We start from the raw sequence: 12099 nt of genomic DNA, 5'->3' as shown, positions 1-12099 counted from the left end.
AAAGCCGCGGGCGGACACCCCCCGACACGTCCCCTTGCGTCGTGCGGCGGCCTCGCTGCTGGCATGCGTGCCGCTCAGGGCGGCACGGGTGGGCGCAGCGGCACCTCGTCGCGCCGAGTTGCGCACCCACCCCGGCCCCAGCACCGTCGCGGCCGGGTCACTCCACCCGCTCGTCGTCCTCCGGCTCGACCCCCGGAGGGGCCGGTGCCGCGGGCCTCAGCTTCAGCCACACCAGGAAGAACAAGCCCAGCAGCAGCATCCCCAGCCCGGTCCACAGGTTGATGTTGACGCCCTCCGCCTTGTCGAGGTCGGCGTCGGACGCCGTGAACCCCGCGATCGTGACGATGACGCCGTAGACCACGAACAGTCCGCCGATGATCCGCCGGATGTCGAACAGCCTCGCGGCGGTCGCCGACTTGGCCTCCAAGTCGGTGACTTCCCGCTGCACGTCCCTGTCGGAGTAGTGCTCGGACATCTGTCAATCCTCCCTCGGTCAGAACGAGAACGGGATGTAGCAGGCCGCGGCCAGGACGATCGCGCCCCAGCCCAGCAGCGCCGGCTTGCGGTACCAGGCCTCGTCCCCGGGCGCCGGCGGCTCCGCCATGCCGGGCGAGGTCGTGCCGTACACCAGTCCCTGCAACTCCTCCGCCGGCTTCGGCGAGGTGAACAGCGACACCGCCACCATCACCACCGCGCCCGCGACGAACCCGGCGATCGCGGAGACGAAGTTGGCCCCCTGGTCGGAGGGGATGTCGATGATGTCCTGCTTGTAGAGGACGAAGTAGTTGACCATCGCTGCGGTGGTGCCGGCGAGCAGCCCCCAGAAGCCGGACTTCATCGACGCCCGCTTCCAGAACATGCCGATGATGAAGACGACGAACATCGGCACGTTGAAGAAGGAGAACAGCGTCTGGAGGTAGGCCATGATGTTCGAGAAGGACCGCGCGAGGAACGCCGTGCCGATGGAGGCCAGGACACCGATCGCCGTGATGAGCCGGCCGAAGCGCACGTAGTACTCGTCCTCGCGGCCCCGCACGACGTACTTCGCCCAGATGTCCGTGGTGAACACGGTGTTGAAGGACGACACGTTCGCCGCCATGCCCGCCATGAACGCCGCGAGCAGGCCGGTGACGGCGATGCCCAGCACACCGTTCGGCAGCAACTGCTCCATCAGGTACGGGATGGCGTCGTTGTACTGGAGGTCGGAGCCGGGCGTGCCGATCTTCGGGACCAGGACCGCGGCGACCAGGCCCGGGATCATCACCAGGAACACGATGAAGATCTTCGGGAACGCGGCGATGAGCGGGGTGCGCTGGGCCGCCGAGAGGTTCTTCGCGGACAGCGCGCGCTGCACCTCGGCGAAGTTCGTCGTCCAGTAGCCGAAGGAGAGGACGAACCCGAGACCCAGGACGATCGTCAGCCAGTTCGCGCCGAGCGGGTTGTCGCTGCCGATGCCCGTGCCGCCCCAGGACGTCATGAAGTCGGCGCCGCGGCTCTCGGTGAGGGAGTCGGACAGGCCGTCCCAGCCGCCGACCTTCTTCAGGCCGAGGACGGAGATGGGGATGAGCGCCGCCAGGATCACGAAGAACTGGAGGACCTCGTTGTAGATCGCCGAGGACAGGCCGCCGAGGGTGATGTACGCCAGGACGAAGAACCCGGCGACCACGATCGCCACCCACTCGGGCCAGCCCAGCAGCGCCTCGACGACGATGGCCAGGGCGTAGAGGTTGACGCCGGCGATGAGGATCGCGGCGAAGGCGAAGAGGATCGAGCTGAGCAGGTGCGCCGCCCTGTCGAAGCGCAGCAGCAGGAACTCGGGGACCGAGCGCACCTTGGAGCCGTAGTAGAAGGGCATCATCACCAGGCCGAGGAAGACCATGGCCGGGATGGCGCCGATCCAGTACCAGTGCGTGGTGTAGACGCCGTACTGGGCGCTGTTGGCGGCCATGCCGAGGATCTCGGTGGCCCCGAGGTTGGCCGCGATGAACGCGAGCCCGGTGACCCAGGCGGGCAGGGAACGGCCGGAGAGGAAGAAGTCGAGGCTGGTCTTCACCGAGCGGCGGGCGGCGAAGCCGATGCCGAGGACGACGACGAAGTAGATGCCGAGGATCGTGTAGTCGAGCCAGTTGGTGGGGAGTCGCAGCTCGGCTGACAGATATGTGGGGGTTTGCATGAGCCCTCGCTTTGTTGCGGGAACCGACACCTCGCGGAATCCACTTCTCCGCATTCAGTAATTGAACACGCCCAGTGATGTTCTTTGTTTGATTGTGATGTTGACGATTGTGGTGAGTTGTGTTTTGATATGTTGGGTTCTGTTTGAAGGACAAGGAGTCCGGCGTGAAGAAGACCTCGACCCGGCTGGCCGACGGTCGCGAGCTCATCTACTACGACCTGCGTGACGACAGCGTGCGCGACGCGACCGACCGGCGCCCGCTGGACCGCACCGTCACCACGTCGGAGATCCGCCGCGACCCCCTCCTCGGTGACTCCGTCGCCATCGCCTCGCACCGCCAGGGCCGCACCTACCACCCCCCGGCCGACGAGTGCCCCCTGTGCCCCTCCGAGGGCGATCGCCTGAGCGAGATCCCGGACTCGTCGTACGACGTCGTCGTCTTCGAGAACCGCTTCCCCTCCCTCGCCGGCGACTCGGGCCGCTGCGAGGTCGTCTGCTTCACCTCCGACCACAACGCGTCCTTCGCCGACCTCACCGAGGAGCAGGCCGGGCTGGTGCTGGAGGCGTGGACGGACCGCACGTCGGAGCTGTCCCATCTCCCCGCCGTCGAGCAGGTGTTCTGCTTCGAGAACCGGGGCGCCGAGATCGGCGTGACCCTCGGGCACCCGCACGGCCAGATCTACGCCTACCCCTTCACCACCCCCCGCACGGCCCTGATGCTCCGCTCGGCCGCGACGCACAAGGAGATGACCGGCGGGGAGAACCTCTTCGACGCCGTCCTGGAGCGTGAACTCGCCGGTGAACGCGTCGTCCTGGAGGGTGAACACTGGGTCGCCTTCGTGCCGTACGCGGCACACTGGCCGTACGAGGTCCACCTGTACCCCAAGCGCCGCGTGCCCGACCTGCTCGGGCTGGACGAGGGCGCGCGCACAGAGTTCCCCAAGGTCTATCTGGAACTCTTGAGGCGCTTCGACCGGATCTTCGGTGAGAGTGAACCCCCGACGCCGTACATCGCGGCCTGGCACCAGGCCCCGTTCGGCGCGCTGGAGGAGTTCGACGGCGTCGCGCGTGAGGACTTCGCGCTCCACCTCGAGCTTTTCACCATCCGCCGCACTTCCGGCAAGCTGAAGTTTCTCGCGGGTTCCGAGTCCGGCATGAACGTGTTCATCAACGACGTGCCGCCGGAGCGCGCGGCCGAGCGACTGCGAGAGGTAGCGAGTTCATGAGCGGGAAGTACCTGGTGACGGGCGGCGCGGGATACGTCGGCAGCGTGGTCGCCCAGCACCTGCTGGAGGCCGGTCACGAGGTCGTCGTCCTCGACAACCTCTCCACGGGCTTCCGCGAGGGAGTCCCGGCGGGTGCCGCCTTCATCGAGGGCGACATCCGCGACGCCGCCAAGTGGCTGGACTCCTCTTTCGACGGCGTGCTCCACTTCGCGGCGTTCTCGCAGGTCGGCGAGTCGGTCGCGAAGCCCGAGAAGTACTGGGACAACAACGTCGGCGGCACCATGGCGCTGCTCGCCGCGATGCGCGAGGCGGGCGTCCGCACCCTGGTCTTCTCCTCCACGGCGGCGACGTACGGCGAGCCGGAGCAGGTCCCCATCGTCGAGTCGGCGCCCACGTCCCCGACCAACCCCTACGGCGCGTCGAAGCTCGCGGTCGACCACATGATCACGGGCGAGGCGGCGGCGCACGGTCTGGGCGCGGTCTCCCTGCGCTACTTCAACGTCGCGGGCGCGTACGGCGCGTACGGCGAGCGCCACGACCCCGAGTCCCACCTGATCCCGCTGGTCCTCCAGGTCGCGCAGGGCAGGCGCGAGGCGATCTCCGTCTTCGGCGACGACTACGCGACTCCGGACGGCACCTGCGTGCGCGACTACATCCACGTCGCGGACCTGGCCGAGGCCCACCTGCTGGCCCTGACGGCCGCCGCCCCCGGAGAACACCTGATCTGCAACCTCGGCAACGGCAACGGCTTCTCGGTCCGCGAGGTCATCGAAACGGTCCGCACGGTCACCGGCCACCCCATCCCGGAGGTGGTCGCCCCGCGCCGGGGCGGTGACCCGGCGGTCCTGGTGGCCTCGGCCGCCACGGCCCGCGAGAAGCTGGGCTGGAACCCGTCCCGCGCGGACCTCGCGGGAATCGTCGCGGACGCGTGGGACTTCGCGCAGCGGCGCGGCAACTGAAACGCACGGAAGGTCAGGGGTCAGGCATGAGCGAGGCTGTGACGGAGACGGTCGCCGCACGGTTCGGCGAGCTGTACGGAGCCGAGCCGGAGGGTGTGTGGGCAGCGCCGGGACGCGTCAACCTCATCGGCGAGCACACGGACTACAACGACGGCTTCGTCATGCCGTTCGCCCTGCCGCACACGGCCGTTGCAGCAGTGGCACGCCGTGCGGACGGCGTGCTGCGCCTGCACTCGGAGGACGTGGAGGGAGGAGTGGCCGAGCTCCGCCTCGACGACCTGTCCCCCGATTCGGACAAGAACTGGACGGCGTACCCGGCGGGCGTGGTCTGGGCCCTGCGCGAGGCCGGTCACGCCGTCACGGGCGCGGACATCCACCTCGCCTCCACGGTCCCGTCGGGCGCGGGCCTGTCGTCGTCGGCGGCCCTGGAGGTCGTCGTAGCCCTGGCCCTGAACGACCTGTTCGCCCTCGGCCTGCGCGGCTGGCAGCTGGCCCGCCTGTGCCAGCGCGCGGAGAACGTCTACGTCGGCGCCCCCGTCGGCATCATGGACCAGACGGCGTCGGCCTGCTGCGAGGCCGGCCACGCCCTGTTCCTCGACACGCGTGACCTCTCCCAGAAGCAGATCCCCTTCGACCTGGCGGCCGAGGGCATGCGCCTCCTCGTGGTGGACACGCAGGTCAAGCACTCCCACAGCGAGGGCGAGTACGGCAAGCGCCGGGCCGGCTGCGAGAAGGGCGCGGACCTGCTGGGCGTCAACGCGCTCCGGGACGTCCCCTACGCCGACCTGGACGCGGCGCTGGCCCGCCTGGGCGACGAGGAGGAGGTCCGCCGTCTGGTCCGCCACATCGTCACGGAGAACGAACGCGTCGAACGGGTCGTCTCCCTCCTGGAGTCGGGCGAGACCCGCGCGATCGGCCCGGTCCTCGTCGAGGGCCACGCCTCCCTCCGCGACGACTTCCGCATCTCCTGCCCGGAACTGGACCTGGTCGTCGACACGGCCCTGGCCTCCGGCGCCCTGGGCTCGCGCATGACGGGCGGCGGCTTCGGCGGCTCGGCGATCGTCCTCGCGGAGGAGCCGGACGTCGACGCCATCACCAAGGCGGTGACCGAGGCGTTCGCCGCGGCGGGCTTCACGACGCCGCGCGTCTTCGAAGCGGTCCCGTCGCCGGGAGCCCGCCGCCTTCGCTGACGGCCCCGCCGAAAGCGGCACCCTCGCCCTGTGAGGGCGCCGCTTCCACCGCGCCCCCGGTCAGCGATTGACGGACTGAATCTCCTGGACCGGCACCTGGGTGGTGGTGGCGAACGTGCCGTTGGGCAGGTCCCCGCCCGTGCCGCCCGCGCCTTCCCAGGTGATCTCCCAGGTGAGAGTCGCCTCCAGGCCGTAGGTGCCGTCTCCCGACGAGCGCAGGTACCGCACGCCGCACGGAGGCGTCAGCTCCCCCTTGCCCCGGGCGTACGGCTCTCCGATGGAGCCGTCGTCGTTGATCAGGCACTCACCGGACGCGGGGAGGGTTTCCGCATCCGCCGTTCCCGGTTCGAGGTGCAGGCTCACCGGCTTCGCCGTCGTCGTCGCCCACAGCCCGGTGCCGGGCAGACTGGCCGTGACGGAGACGGGCTCGAAGGCGCCCTTGTCCAGCCAGACCCAGGTGGGCGCGTTGACCGTCGACCGGGCGTTCGGTGCCAGGGAGATCCTGGTCGGCGGCACGACGGTGCGCTGGTGCGCCAGCCCGGCGAGGGTCTCGGTGTCGATGGCCTGGGGGACGCCGGGGTTCTCACCGTTGTCGACCCAGAAGGGGTCGCGCGTGCAGGTCTTTGCCGCCGGGTCGTCCTTCATCTCAGGGTTCTTGACGGCCACCCACCACATGCCCTCGTCGTTCTTGGCGACGTTGAAGTCCTTGTAGGGACGGCCCTTCTTATAGCGCGCCTGGACGTCCGCGATGCCCTCCGGCTCGCCACCGGCGGACTCGTACATCGACCACTTGGCCTCGTTGAAGGTCTTGAAGTCCTTGGCCTTCCAGTACGGCTCATACCAGCAGGCCGGAGGATCCCAGTCCACGGCCGTGGACGTGATCGGCCCGCTGCCCTTCGCCTTGGAGCCCTTGACGGTGATGCTGACCCGGGACTCAAGGGCCGGGCCGGAGGTGCCACCGGATGTCTTCTTCTGCTGGGAACCGACAGTGTCGAACCCCCCTGCCGCAGCCGGAGACGTCCCGAGTGCGGTCAGCGTCGCGGTCAGGGCCGCCAGTCCCAGGCGCCGCGTCAGGGCCGGCACTTCTGCGACCCCCGGTCCTCGGTGAGATCCCAGGTCTGCCAGACGCCTTCCTTGTTCTTCTTCAGGCCGAGGTTGTAGAAGACGTAACTGTTGGGCGTGGTCTTGGTGCCCTGCAGCTTGTTCGTCTCGCGATCCTTGAGGTCTGCTTTGCTCTCGTCGACGCAGTACGTCAAAGCCGCCGACTTCTTGTCGAACACCGTCACCTGGCGGTCGAAGTAACGAAGTGTGCCGGCCCAACTGGTCTTCTTGTCGACGGCACCCTTCGCATACTCGTAGATGCCGACCAGCGCGTTGTCCGTGTAGTAGAAGGCCATGCCCGACTTCTTCAGGTCGCCGTACGCCATGGCTTGCCACACAGTGCTGACGGTCCGTTCGTTGTCCGCCAGGATCGCGTCCTTCGTGGCATCCCCGGTCTGCCGCTCCTCGAAAACCAGCTTCATATCCGATGGCAGCTTGATCTCCGGCCGGTCGATCCCGTCCGCAGGGGCCGAAGCCGAGGGCGAAGCAGAGGACTTGTCGCCCGCATCCGCTCCGGCGATCTTGTCGGACGACGAGGAACCGTCACCTCCCCCCGAGCCACAGGCGGTCAGCAGAAGGGCCGCGGATGCGGTGAGCGCGGCTGTCACGAGCCGAGCGGGGCGGTTCACTGTGTCTCCCATTGATCATGTGTGGGGGGATAACTCAAGCGAACCAACGCTATCGGTGGGTGATCGCGACGCCTCAGCGAGGGCTTGTGCCCCGCAGCTCAGCCCAGCCTCTTCGTCAACGCGTACTCCGTGATCCCCGGCGGATAGTCCGGGATCACGCTGACCACCTCGTAGCCCTGCTTCTCGTAGAACCTCGGGGCCTGGAAGTCCCAGGTCTCCAGGCGGGCCGCGCGGCAGCCGCGGGACGTCGTCGCGATGTGTTCCGCCTGCGCGAGCAACCGCGCTCCCAGGCCCCTGCCGCGATGGCGCTCGTCGACCCAGAGGTACGTCACGTGCAGCCAGGTCGCCCAGGTGTGGCCGACCAGGCCGCCGGCGAGGTCGTCGTCGCCGTCGTTCACAGCCCACACATGCAAGGGGGTGTCCCTTTCGTCCGGAGTCCCGCGCAGGGCGCGCAGGACCGGAGAGGCGGCCGTGTTCGTGTCCCGCAGGCGTGTGCGGAGCAGATCACGTCGGGCCTTGTCGACTTCTGTCTCAAGACGGAACATGCGGCACACCATAAACGCGTCGGACAGTCAGTTCTGCAAATAACCTTCCGCTCCGGGCCCCCGTCCGTACCCTGATGAACAGCACCGGTGGGGGCCGGTGCCGATCAGGGGGCGAGACAGCCGGGTACGACGCCCGGGGTGGGGGTAGCGGTTACTGCACGGCGGCGGCCGTGCGGCTGCGGCGACCCGAACAGGCTGCTGCGGCAACGACGGACGGTCGGCGCGGCAGTTCCGGACACTCCGGCGTCGTACCCGCGCGGTGTCATCCTCCGGTGATGGGGTAGCCCCTGCTCTTCGGGAGCTCGGGGAAGGGGGTTTCGTGGTTCGCATCCGAGTCCTGGTCGTCGACGACCATCGCATCTTCGCGGAGTCACTCGCGGCGGCTCTGGCCGCCGAGCCCGATGTCGACGTGTCGGCGGCCGGCAGCGGTCCGGCCGCGCTGCGCAGCCTGGAGCGCGCGGTCGCCGAGGGGCGGCGCTTCGACGTGCTGCTCGTGGACGCCGATCTGGGCGGCAAGGTGCCGGGCGCCCGCCCGGCCGTACCCGTGCAGGAGGGCAACGAGGACGGGCTCGTCGACGGGATCTCCCTCGTCACGGGAGTGCGCTCGGCGCAGCCGAACGTACGGATCGTCGTGCTCGCCGAGAAGGACGATCCGCGGCGGGCCGCGCTCGCCCTTCAGGCCGGCGCCTCGGGGTGGGTCGCCAAGGACTGCTCGCTGTCCCGGCTGCTCACGGTCATCCGGGGCGTGCTGCGGGAGGAGACCCATCTGCCTCCCGCCCTGCTGACGGGCGTACTGCGGGAGCTCACCGCCGCCCGCAAGCACCGCACCGAGAGCGAGCAGCTCGTCGAGTCCCTCACTCCGCGTGAGCGGGAAGTGCTGCGGTGCATGGTGGCGGGTCTGGGGCGCAAGGCCGTCGCCGAGCGCCTGTACCTGTCGCCGCACACCGTGCGGACCCACATGCAGAACGTGCTCGGCAAGCTCGGCGTGCACTCCACTCTCGCTGCCGTCGCCCTCGCGCGGCGGGCCGGGGTCGGGCCCGTGGACCTAGCCGGGGATGTTGTCGAACGGGGCGGTCAGCTGGCGTAGCAGCCCCGCCAGGTCGCCGCGCTGGGCCCGGGACAGCTCCGCGAGGATCGCGCGCTCCTGATCCAGCAGGCCCGCCAGGGCCTGGTCCGCGCGGTCCCGGCCCTCGTCCGTCAGCCGGACCAGGACGCCTCGGCGGTCACTGGGGTCGGGGAGCCGCTCCACCAGGCCCTTCTTGGCCAGGCGGTCGATGCGGTTCGTCATCGTGCCCGAGGTGACCAGGGTCTGGGTGAGGAGCTGTCCCGGCGAGAGCTGGTACGGCGTGCCCGCACGGCGCAGCGCCGTCAGCACGTCGAACTCCCACGGCTCCAGGTTGTGCTCCGCGAACGCCAGCCGCCGGGCCCGGTCCAGATGGCGGGCCAGTCTGCTGACACGGCTGAGCACCTCGAGCGGTTCCACGTCGAGGTCCGGGCGCTCCCGGCGCCACGCTGCGACCAGCCGATCGACCTCGTCCTCCATGACGATCAGTGTAGTGGTTGTGTCGACGTAGAGTCTCTTGACGTCCAGTTTCTTGACATCGAGGTAGATGCTCGATCACGCTGGGTGTGCGTCCCGTACGGTCACCGCCAGGACACCAGGAGGACCCATGCCCGCAGCCGCCCCCACCTGGGACCCCGCCCAGTACCTCCGGCACGCCGGTCACCGCGCGCGCCCCTTCGCCGATCTCCTCGCCCGCCTCCCCGACCCGCCCACCCGGCCGCCCGAGGGCCGTCCCCGCATCGCCGACCTCGGCTGCGGCCCCGGCAACGTCACCGCACTGCTCGCCGCCCGCTGGCCCACCGCCCTGATCACCGGCTACGACAACTCGCCCGAGATGCTCGACAAGGCCCACGTCGACCACGAGGGGCCGACCGCGGGCGGCGGGCGCCTCGACTTCGCCCACGCCGACGTGCGGATGTGGACGCCGGAGGAGCCGTTCGACCTGATCGTCAGCAACGCCACGTTGCAGTGGGTGCCCGGGCACGCCGAACGGTTCGCCGACTGGACGGCCGGTCTGAAACCCGGCGGCACCCTCGCCTTCCAGGTGCCGGGCAACTTCGACGCCCCCAGCCACCGGCTCATGCGCGACCTCGCCGCCTCCCCGCGCCGGCGCGACCGGCTCGACGGTGTCCTGCGCCACGCCGACGCCGTCCTCGATCCCGAGGCCTATCTGGAGCGGCTGACGTCCCTCGGCTGCGCGGCCGACGTGTGGGAGACGACGTACATCCACCTGCTCCAGGGCGAGGACCCGGTGCTCGACTGGGTGAAGGGGACCGGCCTGCGGCCCGTGCTGACCGCCCTCGCCGACGAGCCCGAGGCGCGGGAGGAGTTCGTCGCCGAGTACCGGGCGGCCCTGCGCGAGGCGTATCCGGCCGGCCCGCACGGCACACCGTTCCCGTTCCGCCGGGTCTTCGCCGTCGCCCGCAAGCCGGGCTGACGCGCACCACCCCCGCGCTCACGCAGGCGGGGTGGTGCGACAACACAAGGGAGGGTCAGGCCTTGCGGCGTCCTATCAGGTGCGGCTTGGCCTCTATCCCGTCCAGGCCGTGCCACGCCAGGTTCACCAGGTGCGCGGCCACCTCGGCCTTCTTCGGCCTGCGCACGTCCAGCCACCACTGGCCGGTCAGGGCGACCATGCCGACCAGTGCCTGGGCGTACAGCGGCGCCAGCTTGGGGTCGAAGCCGCGGCTCTTGAACTCGCGGCCCAGGATGTCCTCCACCTGGGTGGCGATGTCCGAGATCAGCGAGGCGAAGGTACCCGTCGACTGGGGGATGGGAGAGTCCCGGACCAGGATGCGGAACCCGTCCGTGTACTCCTCGATGTAGTCCAGCAGGGCGAAAGCCGCCTGTTCGCACAGTTCGCGGGGGTGACCGGCCGTGAGCGAGCTGGTCACCATGTCCAGCAGGCGCCGCATCTCCCGGTCCACGACGACCGCGTACAGCCCTTCCTTGCCGCCGAAGTGCTCGTACACCACCGGCTTCGAGACCCCGGCCTTCGCCGCGATCTCCTCCACCGACGTGCCCTCGAACCCCTTCGCCGCGAAGAGCGTGCGACCGATCTCCAGCAACTGCTGACGGCGCTCGGCACCGGTCATCCGGGTGCGACGCGCTCGCCGCGGCTTGTCATTGCCTGGGGTGCTGCTCGAGTCGGTCGCCACAGCGACCATCATGCCGCCTCGACGGGCTCCTTCCCGCGCGGGGAGCCGCCTTCCCCGGTGTTACGGCGCGAATCGATACGGGAGCGTGACGGCCAGCGCACGTCGTACGCCCAGCCCGCCCTCTCGAACCAGCGGATCAGCCGGGCGGACGAGTCCAGCTGGCCGCGCATCACGCCGTGCCGCGCCGAGGTCGGGTCGGCGTGGTGCAGGTTGTGCCAGGACTCGCCGCACGACAGGACCGCCAGCCACCACACGTTGCCCGAACGGTCGCGCGACTTGAAGGGCCGCTTGCCCACCGCGTGGCAGATCGAGTTGATCGACCAGGTCACGTGGTGCAGCAGGGCCACCCGGACGAGCGAACCCCAGAAGAACCCGGTGAACGCGCCCCACCAGGACATCGTGACCAGACCGCCGATCAGCGGCGGCAGCGCCAGTGACAGCACCGTCCACCAGACGAACTGACGGGAGATGGCGCGGAGCGTCTTGTCCTTGATCAGATCCGGCGCGTACTTCTCCTGCGACGTCTGCTCCTCATCGAACATCCATCCGATGTGCGCCCACCACAGGCCCTTCATCAGTGCCGGAAGGGTCTCCCCGAACCGCCACGGCGAGTGCGGGTCACCTTCCGCGTCGGAGAACTTGTGGTGCTTGCGGTGATCGGCCACCCAGCGCACCAGCGGACCCTCGACCGCCATCGACCCCGCGATCGCCAACGCGATCTTCAGCGGCCGCTTGGCCTTGAAGGACCCGTGGGTGAAGTGACGGTGGAAGCCGATCGTGATGCCGTGGCACCCCAGGTAGTAGAAGAAGACCAGCAGACCCAGGTCCAGCCAGCTCACCCCCCAGCCCCACGCCAGCGGAACCGCCGCCAGCAGGGCGACGAACGGGACGGTGATGAAGAGGAGCAGGGCGATCTGCTCGATGGACCGCTTCTTCTCGCCGCCCAGCGTGGCGGATGCGGCGTCGGTGGCCTGACCGGGCGCCTCTGCGGCGGTGTCGATCACGTCGGAGCTACTGGTCATACGCGTCCCCTGGGGGGTATGTGGACGAAGAG

Annotated in this window: 13 protein-coding genes; 5 read left to right on the top strand and 8 right to left on the bottom strand. The window is 69.5% G+C overall.

Annotation, left to right across the window (positions count from 1 at the left end; translation table 11 throughout):
- Positions 1 to 157 precede the first annotated feature (157 nt).
- Positions 158 to 475 carry a hypothetical protein gene (locus GTY56_RS37810; protein WP_161369780.1) on the bottom strand — a complete coding sequence of 106 codons (318 nt, stop codon included), beginning with the start codon at positions 473 to 475 and terminating at the stop codon, positions 158 to 160.
- Positions 476 to 493: 18 nt separating this feature from the next.
- On the bottom strand, positions 494 to 2173 hold the full coding sequence (locus GTY56_RS37805) for a sodium:solute symporter family protein (RefSeq protein ID WP_161369779.1): 1680 nt from the start codon (positions 2171 to 2173) through the stop codon (positions 494 to 496).
- 164 nt (positions 2174 to 2337) lie between these two features.
- Here GTY56_RS37805 and galT point away from each other — a divergent pair, with 164 nt between their 5' ends.
- From galT to galK, 3 genes are read left to right on the top strand one after another with little or no spacing between them, the layout of a single operon-like run.
- Positions 2338 to 3399: a galactose-1-phosphate uridylyltransferase gene (gene galT / locus GTY56_RS37800; protein WP_161369778.1), complete on the top strand. Its 1062-nt coding sequence runs from the start codon at positions 2338 to 2340 to the stop codon at positions 3397 to 3399.
- A complete protein-coding gene (gene galE / locus GTY56_RS37795; RefSeq protein ID WP_161369777.1) occupies positions 3396 to 4358 on the top strand; it encodes a UDP-glucose 4-epimerase GalE in 963 nt (320 codons plus the stop codon). Before galT ends, galE begins: the two co-directional genes overlap by 4 nt.
- A 26-nt stretch (positions 4359 to 4384) precedes the next feature.
- Entirely contained in the window at positions 4385 to 5548 is a 1164-nt protein-coding gene (gene galK, locus GTY56_RS37790) for a galactokinase (RefSeq protein WP_161369776.1), read from the top strand.
- Positions 5549 to 5608: 60 nt separating this feature from the next.
- Here galK and GTY56_RS37785 read toward each other — a convergent pair whose 3' ends face one another.
- From GTY56_RS37785 to GTY56_RS37775, 3 genes are all read right to left on the bottom strand, one after another.
- The gene (locus tag GTY56_RS37785; protein WP_161369775.1) at positions 5609 to 6631 is read right to left on the bottom strand and encodes a hypothetical protein; all 1023 of its coding nucleotides are present in this window, start codon (positions 6629 to 6631) and stop codon (positions 5609 to 5611) included.
- Positions 6619 to 7257: a hypothetical protein gene (locus tag GTY56_RS37780; RefSeq protein ID WP_161369774.1), complete on the bottom strand. Its 639-nt coding sequence runs from the start codon at positions 7255 to 7257 to the stop codon at positions 6619 to 6621. The genes GTY56_RS37785 and GTY56_RS37780 overlap by 13 nt, the downstream gene beginning before the upstream one ends.
- Positions 7258 to 7376: 119 nt before the next feature.
- Positions 7377 to 7835 (bottom strand): GNAT family N-acetyltransferase, encoded by a 459-nt coding sequence (locus GTY56_RS37775; RefSeq protein WP_202511269.1) that lies wholly within the window; start codon positions 7833 to 7835, stop codon positions 7377 to 7379.
- Between the two features lie 307 nt (positions 7836 to 8142).
- On the opposite strand from GTY56_RS37775, the gene GTY56_RS37770 reads away from it, so the two are divergent.
- Complete coding sequence (locus GTY56_RS37770; RefSeq protein ID WP_161369772.1) at positions 8143 to 8910, top strand: LuxR C-terminal-related transcriptional regulator; 768 nt, start codon at positions 8143 to 8145, stop codon at positions 8908 to 8910.
- Here GTY56_RS37770 and tamR read toward each other — a convergent pair.
- Complete coding sequence (tamR, locus tag GTY56_RS37765) at positions 8869 to 9366, bottom strand: MarR family transcriptional regulator TamR (RefSeq protein WP_161369771.1); 498 nt, start codon at positions 9364 to 9366, stop codon at positions 8869 to 8871. The genes GTY56_RS37770 and tamR overlap by 42 nt on opposite strands.
- A gap of 127 nt (positions 9367 to 9493) precedes the next feature.
- On the opposite strand from tamR, the gene GTY56_RS37760 reads away from it, so the two are divergent.
- Positions 9494 to 10324, top strand: coding sequence for a trans-aconitate 2-methyltransferase (locus GTY56_RS37760; protein ID WP_161369770.1), 831 nt, complete (start codon positions 9494 to 9496; stop codon positions 10322 to 10324).
- A 55-nt stretch (positions 10325 to 10379) separates the two neighbouring features.
- Here the strand turns inward: GTY56_RS37760 and GTY56_RS37755 are convergent, their stop codons facing one another.
- The gene (locus GTY56_RS37755) at positions 10380 to 11057 is read right to left on the bottom strand and encodes a TetR/AcrR family transcriptional regulator (RefSeq protein WP_033312080.1); all 678 of its coding nucleotides are present in this window, start codon (positions 11055 to 11057) and stop codon (positions 10380 to 10382) included.
- Positions 11054 to 12067, bottom strand: a complete 1014-nt coding sequence (locus GTY56_RS37750) for an acyl-CoA desaturase (RefSeq protein WP_161369769.1) — start codon at positions 12065 to 12067, stop codon at positions 11054 to 11056. The genes GTY56_RS37755 and GTY56_RS37750 overlap by 4 nt, the downstream gene beginning before the upstream one ends.
- Positions 12068 to 12099: the final 32 nt, after the last annotated feature.

The organism is Streptomyces sp. SID5643 (assembly GCF_009872555.1).
Lineage (GTDB): Bacteria > Actinomycetota > Actinomycetes > Streptomycetales > Streptomycetaceae > Streptomyces > Streptomyces iakyrus.
This window is presented reverse-complemented; position numbering and strand designations above follow the sequence as displayed.